Annotated in this window: 8 protein-coding genes; 3 read left to right on the forward strand and 5 right to left on the reverse strand. The window is 61.5% G+C overall.

Going from position 1 to position 11211, the window contains the following annotated elements; all coding sequences use genetic code 11:
* Positions 1-64: 64 nt before the first annotated feature.
* Positions 65-2803 (forward strand): cation-transporting P-type ATPase, encoded by a 2739-nt coding sequence (locus tag JI59_RS00385; protein ID WP_007011002.1) that lies wholly within the window; start codon positions 65-67, stop codon positions 2801-2803.
* Here the strand turns inward: JI59_RS00385 and JI59_RS00390 are convergent.
* From JI59_RS00390 to JI59_RS00410, 5 genes are all read right to left on the reverse strand, one after another.
* Complete coding sequence (locus JI59_RS00390; RefSeq protein ID WP_007011001.1) at positions 2783-4087, reverse strand: acetyl-CoA hydrolase/transferase family protein; 1305 nt, start codon at positions 4085-4087, stop codon at positions 2783-2785. The genes JI59_RS00385 and JI59_RS00390 overlap by 21 nt on opposite strands.
* 82 nt (positions 4088-4169) lie before the next feature.
* Entirely contained in the window at positions 4170-4997 is an 828-nt protein-coding gene (locus tag JI59_RS00395; RefSeq protein ID WP_007011000.1) for a universal stress protein, read from the reverse strand.
* 28 nt (positions 4998-5025) lie between these two features.
* Positions 5026-5862 (reverse strand): universal stress protein, encoded by an 837-nt coding sequence (locus tag JI59_RS00400; RefSeq protein WP_007010999.1) that lies wholly within the window; start codon positions 5860-5862, stop codon positions 5026-5028.
* 129 nt (positions 5863-5991) lie between these two features.
* On the reverse strand, positions 5992-7068 hold the full coding sequence (locus JI59_RS00405; protein ID WP_007010998.1) for an NAD(P)-dependent alcohol dehydrogenase: 1077 nt from the start codon (positions 7066-7068) through the stop codon (positions 5992-5994).
* 9 nt (positions 7069-7077) lie between these two features.
* Positions 7078-7290: a helix-turn-helix domain-containing protein gene (locus JI59_RS00410; RefSeq protein ID WP_007010997.1), complete on the reverse strand. Its 213-nt coding sequence runs from the start codon at positions 7288-7290 to the stop codon at positions 7078-7080.
* Between the two features lie 117 nt (positions 7291-7407).
* On the opposite strand from JI59_RS00410, the gene JI59_RS25470 reads away from it, so the two are divergent.
* Positions 7408-8733, forward strand: coding sequence for a universal stress protein (locus tag JI59_RS25470; protein WP_081473886.1), 1326 nt, complete (start codon positions 7408-7410; stop codon positions 8731-8733).
* 20 nt (positions 8734-8753) lie between these two features.
* Positions 8754-11186: a glycosyltransferase family 2 protein gene (locus JI59_RS27510; protein ID WP_239000576.1), complete on the forward strand. Its 2433-nt coding sequence runs from the start codon at positions 8754-8756 to the stop codon at positions 11184-11186.
* Positions 11187-11211 lie beyond the last annotated feature (25 nt).

The raw sequence follows: 11211 nt of genomic DNA on the forward strand, positions 1-11211 counted from the left end.
CGTGCTGATGGGCACAGGCGCTGCCCGTGGGAGCCAAGTCCCAAGGAGGAAAAGCAAAACGGCCATGAGCGAACATCAAACTCATGACTTTCACGCCCGTTCGGTTGCTGACGTCGTGAATGCGCTGCATGCAGAGCCGCAGGGGCTGGATCCCGCCGAGGCGGCTGCGCGGCTGACGACGTACGGGGCGAACCGGTTGCCAGAGCCGCGACGGCGCGGACCCGTCAGCCGCTTCCTTCGACATTTTCACAACATATTGATCTATGTACTGCTGGCGTCGGCGGCGGTCACGGCCGCGCTCGGCCACATGATCGACACCGGGGTGATCTTGGCGGTCGTGGTGGCGAACGCGATCATCGGGTTTATCCAGGAAGGCCGCGCGGAAAACGCGATGGCCGCGATCCGCGGCATGCTCGCTCCCCATTCGGCGGTGCTTCGCGGGGGACAGCGCCAGACCATCGACGCCGTCGAGCTTGTACCGGGGGACATCGTTCTGCTCGAAGCGGGCGATCGCGTACCCGCAGACGTGCGGCTGATCGAAGCCCGCGGCGTTAAGGTCGAGGAAGCAGTCCTGACCGGAGAGTCGGTTCCGGTGGACAAGGACCCTGCGCCGGTGCGACCGGATGCATCGCTTGGCGATCGAGCATCGATGGCTTTCAGCGGCACCCTGCTGGTGTCCGGCACTGCGCGCGGCCTTGTCGTTGCGACAGGAGGCGAGACAGAAATCGGCCGGATCAGCGGGATGCTGTCCCGTGTCGAAACGCTGACGACGCCGCTTGTGAGGCAGATGGACCTGTTCGCTCGCTGGCTCACGCTTTTCATTCTGCTCGTCAGTGCGGGTCTGCTCGTCTTCGGCATCTTCGTCCGTCACCTGCCGTTCGATGAGATGTTCATGATCGTCGTCGGCCTGGCGGTAGCGGCGATACCAGAGGGCCTCCCGGCGGTTCTCACCATAACGCTTGCCGTGGGCGTACAGGCCATGGCCAGGCGCAATGCCATCGTGCGTCGTCTGCCGGCTATCGAGACCCTGGGCTCCGTTTCGGTGATCTGTACTGACAAGACCGGAACCCTGACTCGCAACGAGATGATGGTGACTTCCCTGGTCTCCGCCGATGATACGTTCACCGTCGAAGGCAGCGGCTATGCTCCGCTGGGCTTGCTCAGAAGCGGCGTCGGAACAGCCGATCTTGCCAGCCATGCTGTACTTACCGAGTTCGCTCGCGCAGCGGCCGTGTGCAATGATGCCGCGCTCATCGAATCCGGAGGGTGCTGGCGCGTGGAGGGCGACCCCATGGAAGGGGCGCTGCTGACCCTCGCCGGCAAGATCATGGACGGCGCATCAGCGCCTTTCGCGCATCTCACACGTACCGATGCAATCCCGTTCGACGCGGAATGGCGCTACATGGCCGTGCTGAGCCATGACCACGAGGGGCACGGCTTCGTGCACGTCAAGGGAGCCCCCGAAGCCGTGCTAGCCATGTGCCGCGATGTGCGCAAGAGCGACGGCGGCACGATGCCGCTCGATCATTCATATTGGCTTGGCCGGATCGAGGAACTGGCAGGTCAAGGCCAACGAGTCATCGCTCTCGCGGGACGTACAATGCGGCAGGATGACACAGTCCTCAACACCGTCGACCTTCACGACAAACTCACGCTGGTTGGTCTCGTCGGGTTGATCGATCCTCCTCGGCCTGAAGCGGTCGAGGCCGTTGCCGAGTGCCATGATGCGGGGATCAGAGTGAAGATGATCACCGGCGATCATGGCGCCACCGCACGGGCGATTGCCGAACAGATCGGCCTGCGCAATTGCTCGCGTGTCCTGACCGGGGCGGACATCGGTATGATGTCCGACAGCGAGCTGGCCGATGCCGCGTCCGAGACGGATGTCTTCGCCCGGACGTCTCCCGCCGACAAGCTGCGGCTGGTTACCGCCCTGCAATCGCGGGGACTGATCGTGGCGATGACGGGTGACGGCGTTAACGATGCACCGGCGCTCAAGCGAGCCGACGCGGGCACGGCGATGGGGATCAAGGGCAGCGAAGCCGCCAAGGAAGCCTCGGAGCTGGTTCTTGCCGACGACAACTTCGCGTCGATCGCCGCTGCCGTCCGGGAGGGTCGAACTGTCTACGACAACATCAAGAAAGTAATCAGCTGGACCCTGCCAACGAATGCGGGCGAAGCCCTGACGATCATGGTCGCGTTGTTCGCCGGGATGGCGCTGCCCGTCACGGCCGTTCAGATCCTGTGGATCAATCTAATTACTGCCACGACGCTTGGCATTGCGCTAGCTTTCGAGCCCAGCGAGAAAGGCACGATGAAGCGGCCGCCGCGCCCGCGTGACGCCCCGTTGCTGTCCGGCGAACTCCTCTGGCACATCCTGCTCGTATCGACCTTGTTCGTCATCGCCGTGTTCGGTGTCTTCGCCTATGGCGTCGATAAGGGATACCCGGTTGCGCTCGCCCAGACCATGGCGGTCAACACACTGGTCGTGCTGGAAATCTTCCATCTCTTCTTCATCCGCAACATCTACGGAACCTCGTTGACCTGGAGCGCGGTGCGAGGAACGCCGATGGTCTGGTTTGCGGTCGTTACCGTCACGGTCGCACAGTTCGCGATAACCTATGCATCGCCGCTTCAGGCCGTGTTCGGCACGCAGGCAGTGCCGTTCCTAGACGGCGTCATGATCGTCGGGGTGGGGGCGACATTCTTTGCCCTGATCGAGGTGGAAAAGCAGATGCGCCTTGCATTCCATCGCCCCGCGCGTCCGAAGGGGAACAGGCAGTCAGCGCACGCTGTTGGCTAGCTCGTCCCGGAAGCGCGGGTGGGCAAGGCCTATCAACGCGTCGGCCCGCTGGTGCATCGATTTGCCCCTGAGGTCTGCCCAGCCATATTCGGTGACGACGATGTGCGTATCGTTGCGCGGTGTCGTTACCGGACCGTCGAGAACTGGAACGATGCGGGACACGGCGCCGTCACGTGCGGTCGACTGGCAGGCAATGATCGATTTACCCCCTTTCGATGCGGTTGCACCCCTGACAAAGTCCAATTGCCCGCCCGAACCGCTGTACTGCCGGCCCAGGCGGTGTTCCGAATTGCAGGCCCCGCCAAGATCGATCTGCAGTGTGCCGTTGACCGAAACGACATTGTCGTTCTTCGAGATATGCCGGGGATCGTTGACGAGGTTCACCGGCAGCGAATGGAACGCGGGATTGTCGTCAAGGAAATCGTAGAACGCCGCATCGCCCATCGCGAAGGTGAACACGCTGCGTCCGCGGTAGGTCGCCTTCGCCATGTTGGTGACCGCGCCGCACTCGATGAGCCGCGCTAGCGCCGGAGTCATCAGTTCGGTATGGATGCCGAGGTCCTTGCGGTCCTCGAGCAGGCCGCATACAGCAGCGGGAAGCGTCCCGATGCCCATCTGCAAGCAGGCGCGATCATCGATCATGCCGGCAATGATGCTGGCGATCACCTGTTCCTCAGCGCTCGGCGTACAGCAGACGATTTCGGGCAGGGGACAATGATTTTCGACGATTGCATCGATTTCGGACACGTGAAGCAGGGAGTCCCCGAAGACCCTCGGCATGGCCGGGTTGACTTCAACTATGAGCCGGCGGGCGCTGCGTGCGGCCGCGGAGGTGTAGTCGTTGCTCGTGCCGAAGGTAAACCAGCCGTGGCGGTCCATCGCCGAGACCGTGGTGATGCAGGCGTCAAGTTGCAACCGCTCTGAAAGCAGTTGGGGTGAACCGCTGAAAGCCACCGGCACGAACTCGATCGGACCATAGGCGGATCCGGATGGATCGCCCTTGATCAATGTCCTTTCGATGTGGCTCAGGAACATGCAGTGGGGGCGCACCCGATCAAGCAGATCTTCACGCAATACCGTCTTCCCGGCGGCTTCCAGAGAATGGAAGTACCACAAGCACAGATCGCTGAAGTCGGAGTTCTCTATCCGGCGACCAAGCGCTTCCAGCAGGGCAGGCGGCTCTGCGGTTGCCATCCCCATCGAAACGTTCATTCCCGACCCGATCTGCGCTACCGCGTCATCCGCGGTGGTCAGTTTGGCGCGATAGAGGTCTTGTGGGCTCATCGAAGGGCCTCGGCGCGTCGGGACAGGCGGTACTGTAACCAGTAAACCTTGGCAGCATGCAGCCCTGCACCGGGTCCGCAGTTCACGACGGTTCCCGAACCATCAGGGTATCGCATGGAACGCACCGGAGGAGTGACTCAGCCATGCTGCCGATTACAGCAGGTACGAAGCCGGTGCGACCGTGAGTGCCTAATACGACGAGGTCTGCTCCAACTTTCTCGACCTCGTTCCAGACCACGGTATGGGTTTCACCATAGCCGATGCTGGAAGAAAGGCGGACCCGCAAACTTTCAGGGATGGCGGCGTCTTGGACGAAGGCATCGAGTTCCGCCTGCGCTTCGCGTGTCACCTCGTCCTTCACTTCCTGTGATCGCAGCCAGCCTTCATAAGGGACGTGATAGGCGTTCACCAAATGGATAGCGGCATCCGGGAATAGCCTCGCAGCGGTGAGGAGCGCGTGTCGCGAACAACTCGAATGATCCGTGGCGACCAGAATGGTTGTGTAAGGCCCGTGCGGACGTTGCTTGACGACCAGTACGGGTGCAGTGGCGTGGCGCACAACGTGATCGACTGCCGTGCCGATGAAGTGATCGCCCAAGTGATTGAAACGCGCTACGCCCATTACGATCAACCCGCAATCAAGTGACGCTGCCGTCTGGACGATCGTGCTCGGCGCTGATCCATTCCCGGGGACTATGTCTACGTCCGCCAGTGGGTTGGGTAGAACAGTCCGGATTACTTGCTCGGCAGCCTTTGAATCACTCTCAAGCTTGGATCCATGTTCGAGCACATGAATGACTATCAGCCGTGTATCCCATTGCTTGGCGAGCATTGTCGCTCGGTCTACCGCACGATCCGAGCGGGCGCTGAGATCGGTGGCGACGAGGATTGACTTTGCCATGCTTGCCATCAATCGAGTTCCTTCTCTTGGCCAATGTTCAGTGTGATAAGAGCACGGGCATGCGGAGATTTTCTATGATCCCGCGCGTGGCTCCTCCGAGTACGAAGTCCCGCATCCGTGAATGACCGAAGCCACCCATCACGAGTAATCCTCCCCCGATCTTGAGGGATTCATTCTGTAGGGTTTCTGCAATAGGTTGTTGGCCGCTGCTGAATTCGACGAGCCCGACATTCGCTCCTTGAGTCGTAAGAAACTCTGCCAACTTCGACCCGCTAGCATTTTCCGGCAACGCCTTTTCATCCGTAACGACTGCGATTGTCACTCTTTCAGCGCGTTCAATAAACAGACGCGCATCGCTGACTGCTCGCGCTGCGACGCGGCTGCCATCCCAGGCGATTACTACCTGGTCCAGCTGGTCGATTGTGTGTGCTTCGGGAAGCAAGACAACGGGCCTGCCTGACCCGAAGATGAGGGATTCCGCCAATGACTGCATAAGCGCATCACCGGGCAAGAGCCCGACCAGTACGAGATCGGAAAACCGGGCCGCCACGGCCGCTTCGTCGCCAAATGCCGATGGGAAGCACTCGAGTTCGCTTGAGTGGACTTCTACGCCAACCGCCTTGGCCTCACGGTCCAGCGCCTCCAGCAACCGCGCACCCTTCTTGCGACAGTTTTCTCTTGCACCTGCCATGAGGGAAGGGACGTCGAGCACGAGATTGCCCAGCGCGCTTGAAACCTTGGGGAATTTGGCTGCCAGCACAAGCGCATGGATACGGCCATGCACGTGGTTCGTTACAGCCACCGCCTGAGACAGGAGCGCTTCGCTGTTGCCATCCGGATAGGTTTGTAGGGGCAGGAAAACTTGAACGGACATGTCGCTTCGCCTCGCTTTGACACCTTATCGGTTGCCACTAGGGATCCGAAGGTTTCTCACCTTATGGGTTGGGTGCCCTCAAGCACACTTGATGCGGTCCGGCATCACGGTTGCCTCTGCGGTAAGGTCTCACGGTGTGATTGCTACCTTGAGGACGCCGTCTCGCTGGTTGGCGAAGAGATCATATGCCTCCTCAATCTGGTCGAGGTTGAAGCGGTGTGTCACCAGCGGGCGCGTGTCGAGACGACCGGACGCGATCACCTCCATCAGTCGCCGCATGCGCTCCTTACCGCCGGGGCAGAGTGTCGTGACGATCGTGTGATCGCCTAGTCCCGCAAGGAAGGGGGCGAACGGAATTTTCAGGTCGCCGGAATAAACACCCAGCGAGGATAGCGTTCCGCCGGGGCGCAGGACACGCAGCGCCGCCTCGAACGTCTCCTGCCGCCCCAACGCCTCGATCGCAACATCACCGCCGCGACCATCAGTGAGACGCATGATCTCGTCGACTGGATCGACTTTAGTGAAGTCAACAACCTGGTCAGCGCCCATGCCGCGTGCAATGTCGACACGTGCGGGAACCGCCTCGACGCCTATGATCGTCGTCGCGCCCATCAGGCGTGCGCCCGCCGTGGCGCACAAGCCGATCGGCCCTTGCGCGAAGACGGCCACGGTGTCGCCGATCGTCACTCTGCCGCGCTCGGCTCCCGAAAATCCCGTCGACATGATGTCGGGACACATCAGGACCTGCTCGTCACTTAGACTGTCCGGAATAGGCGCGAGATTGGTCATGGCGTCGGGCACGAGCAGATACTCAGCCTGCGCGCCATCGATCGTGTTCCCGAAACGCCAGCCACCCATTGGCTTGAAACCGTGCCTGCTGCCCGCGCCGTCCTGCGAGTGGCAGCCGCACAGACATGCGGCACTATGTCCGCTCGGCGTGATAGCCCCGGCGATGACACGCTGCCCTTCATGATAGCCTTGAACAGCTGATCCGAGCTTCTCGATGACTCCGACCGGTTCGTGACCGATCGTAAGGCCCGGCGTGACTGGATACTCGCCCTTCAGGATATGGATGTCGGTTCCGCAGATCGTCGTCGTCGTGATGCGAATCAAGGCATCCAGCGGACCTACGTCCGGAATGGTTTTTTCGTCGAGGACGATCCGACCAGGTTCGACGAAGATCGCCGCTTTCATCTTCTGCGCCATGGTTCACTCCTAATCTTGGCCGGCCTGGGAAGCCACTTCGTAGGGAGGACGGTTGGCATGCCGCAGCAGAAACTGCTCGAGATCGGCAGGTGCGATCCGCCATTCGCGCCGCAAATCGACGGCGCGCAGATCGCCCGACTTGATCCAGGAGCGCACGGCAATTTCCCCGACCTTCAAGAGGTCGGCGATATCCTTCACGGACAAAAACTGGCGGCTCAGCATTTGACTGCCTCTGAGTTGCGATCAACGCATTTCATCATAGCTGATGCTGCTTTTGGGATATTTGACCGAGATCAACGCTTCTGATGATCTGAATGTTCATAATGTTCGTTAGGGAGCATGGTCGACCAAGCATCTGGTCGGCACAAGCAACCGATAGTATCGTTTTTTGGCAAAGTTTCGGTTCGACTCGGAAGGGTTCTTGTGCGGAACCGATGGGCAACCGAAGCTCAGGTGCCCCTGAACCCGCTCGAGCAGAAAGCTGTTGCTCAGCGCAGGCCACACCGCCGAAAGCCCACTTCGGTGATGTTGCGTATATTCGATAGTGGCGTGATCGCCGATCCTGATTTGGTTGGCGTCATGTGGAACCGGTCGAAGGAGGCGATTATGAACTGCCAGTCCAACGAAATGGACGAACCTGCCACCAGGTCAGCCTTCTTCAACGATGATCGAACGTGCGCCGTCCTGGACCGATCCGTCGAAAAAGCCCGGAGCGGCATTCGAATTCTCGTGTGTGTCGATGACAGTCCAGCAAGCAGTTCGGTTGTTCTTCACGCGATCGCGGCGGGTGAAGGACTGAGTCTACCCTTGACGCTCGCCCGAGTGGTCGAGACCGTGCCGGGATCCGGTCGACCGCCCGATCCCATCGAGTGGCAGATCCGGCGCGACGAGCATCGTCTGCAATTGCGAAAGATAGCCGCATTTCCGTCGGACAATCCTGCACAGATAGACACTGTCCTGTTGACCGGGTCTGCAGCCGACCGGCTGAATGATTGGGCAATCGAACATCGAGCGCCACTCCTCGCGCTCGCAACTCACGGGCGTGTGTCGAAGCATGTCGGGCTTGGCGCGACCGTCCAGAATATCCTTGCGCGGGGTTCGACTTCCTTGTTGCTGGTTCCGCCGGAGCCCATTCCAGCGCGCGAGAAGATCATCTATCGCAAACTGCTTGTGCCGCTCGACGGATCGTGTCGGGCAGAAAGCGTTCTACCGTTGGCTTCGCGCATTGCCCGCAAGCACGGCGCGGAGATTGTGCTTGCCCATGTGGTGCCGAAGGCAACGCTCGTCGCCGGCCGAGCAGAACTGGAATCCGAGCTTTGCGGCAAACTTGAGGCCTACAACCAGCGCCGCGCGCGCGAATATCTAGATGACCTGCGCGCCAAGTTGCGCGCCGACGGCGTTCGCGCGAGTACGATCGTAGCGCCGAACGGGGATGCCCGGACGGAACTGCGGCTCTTGGCGAAGCGGCAGCAGATCGATCTCATTGTCCTTTCGTCACACGGTCAGAGCGGATTGATGGACATGCCCTGCGGTAGCGTCACCGAATATCTGGCGGCTCATGCGCCCGCGCCGATGCTGATCGTGCGCCCGGGCTTCATACATGGGTTCAGCGCTCTGGAAGCTCGGCCGATGCCCGTGCTCCAGGTTCAGCCGCTCGCAAACTAGTGGCCGAACACGATCCAAATTTGGGCTGGTTTCTGGAACAGTCCGCGCGAGAATTAGGTTCCCGTCATCGCCTCTCGGATCAGGCGGCCCTGCCGATCCCGGCGTGGGCCGGTCTCGGCGCGGGGTTTGATTGGCTGCACGATGTTCGCTGCGCCTGTTCCGCAGCCCCGCCCGAGGCAAGCAAGGCCGCCGAATGGCTTCTCGACAACGACTATCAGATTCACCGGGCATTGCGCCAGATACGTGAGGACCTGCCCAAGAGCTTCTATGCGCGCCTGCCTGCGCTCGCTTCCGAACCGGGAGAACGCCTGCCTCGCGTCTTCGTGCTGGCTCACGCAATGCTGCATACCACCAAGCTGCAGGTGTCGCTCGCCAATGCGGTACGGTTCGTTGCGGCCTATCAAGACGAATCCGCCCTGACGATCGCCGAACTCTGGGCGTTTCCTACCATGCTGCGGATCGCCAGTTTCGAAATCCTCGTCTCCGCCTTGTCACCATTGGTTTGCGGCGAGCGCAAGCTGCCCTTCCGGATCACCGATTGGGCGCTCGATCCGGAATCGCTCGACCCGACAGAGCGTGTGGCGCGCTCGGTCTCGAACCTCGCCGCGATCACCGCAATTCCCTGGGAGCAGTTCTTCGACCGGACAAATCGTGTCGAGGAGATACTCACCAAAGACCCTTCCGGTTTCTACAGCCAGATGGATTTCGAGAGCCGCGATCGATACCGACGCCGCGTCGAAGATCTGGCTCGCTACAGTTCGACCAGCGAGTCCGACGTCGCTGCCGAAGCTGTCGAATGCGCGGCTGCTCACCAGTCTGACCGGGCCCCGGGGCATGTCGGCCATTGGCTCGTGGGACCCGGTGCGCCTGAGCTCGAGACCCGCACCGGCGCGCGCTTTCCTTTCAAGCAAAAGCTGAAGCGGCTGGTTCTCCGAAATCCGGGAAAGTTCTATGCAGCTGCGCTTCTGCTGGCGGGCCTCGGCGCGTTCATCATTCCGGGAGCCTATCTCGCCTCGGTCGGGGCGGACCTGTCCGGCTGGATCGCCGGACTGCTGCTGTCCTTCATCCCCGCATCGATCCTCGCAATCGCGGTGGTTCACTGGATGATCACACGCTGGCTGCCGCCGCGTGCGCTCTACAAGCTGGATTTCAGCAATGGCCTGGGCGAAGGCTGCCGCACGATCGTCGCCGTCCCCGTGATCGTGGCGAAGGCTTCCGATGCAGCGCGGCTTGCCGAGCAGATGGAGTCGCACTGGCTGGCCAATGCCGATCCGCTGCTTCAGGTGGCGTTGCTGGCCGATCTGCCGGATGCGGTAGAAGAACGTCTTCCGGGCGACGAGGAAGTCGTGGCCGAGCTGGTCAGCCAGGTCCGCAGACTGAACGAGCGTCACCAGATGGATGGCCGGGGGCCGTTCCATCTGTTGGTCCGGCCAAGGCTCTACAATCCTGTCCAGGGCTGCTGGCTTGGCTGGGAGAGAAAGCGCGGAAAGCTCGAGCAATTCAACCGCCTCCTGATCGAGGGGGAACGCTCCGCCTTCAGCATGCATGTCGGAGATGGTGCGGCACTTGAAGGCGCCCGGTTTGTCGTGACCGTCGATGCGGACACGATGCTCCCGCCGGAAGCCGTCGCCAGGCTGGCCGGCGTGCTGGCCCACCCGCTCAACCGGCCGGTGGTGGACCATGCCACGGGCAGGATCGTCTCGGGCTATTCAATCATCCAGCCGCGGGTCGAGATCTCTCCCCAATGCGGCGTTCGGACATTGTTCACCCGGCTTTTCACCGGCGATACGGCGATCGATATATACAGCCGCGCGGTATCGGACGTCTATCAGGACCTGTTCGGTGCGGGCATCTTCGTCGGCAAGGGAATCTACGATCTCGCGGCGTTCCATGAAAGCGTCGACGGCCGGGTGCCCGAAAACAGAATTCTCAGCCATGACCTTTTCGAAGGGATTCACGGGCGGGCAGCGCTCGCGACAGACATCGTCCTGTATGAAGGATTTCCGGCGAGCTATCCGGAGTATGCCTCGCGGATGCACCGCTGGATCCGGGGGGACTGGCAACTCCTGCCCTGGCTGGGACGGAAGGTGCCCGCGGCCGACGGGTCGCGTTTCGCCAACAGGCTCAGCGGGGTCGACCGCTGGAAAATGATCGACAACCTCCGCCGTAGCCTGGCGGCACCAGCGCTCCTGCTGCTCGCGCTTGGTGACTGGTTCTTCCTGCCCGGCTCCCCGTGGTTCTGGACCCTGCTGGTCGTGTTCGCGCCCGGTTTCCAGCTGTTTACCGAGATTGTCAGCGGTCTCGCTCGCGGCCGCCGGCGGGGGCGGCGCTGGGTCTGCTGCCCCGCCTGTCCGATCAGACCGGCCGCTGGCTGCTCGCCATCGTCTATCTTCTCTACGAAGCAGTGCTCTCGCTCCATGCGATCGGCATCACCCTCTGGCGCCTACTCGTGAGCCGCCGCCGGATGCTGCAGTGGAC

This window comes from Novosphingobium pentaromativorans US6-1 (assembly GCF_000767465.1).
GTDB classification, from domain to species: Bacteria; Pseudomonadota; Alphaproteobacteria; order Sphingomonadales; family Sphingomonadaceae; genus Novosphingobium; species Novosphingobium pentaromativorans.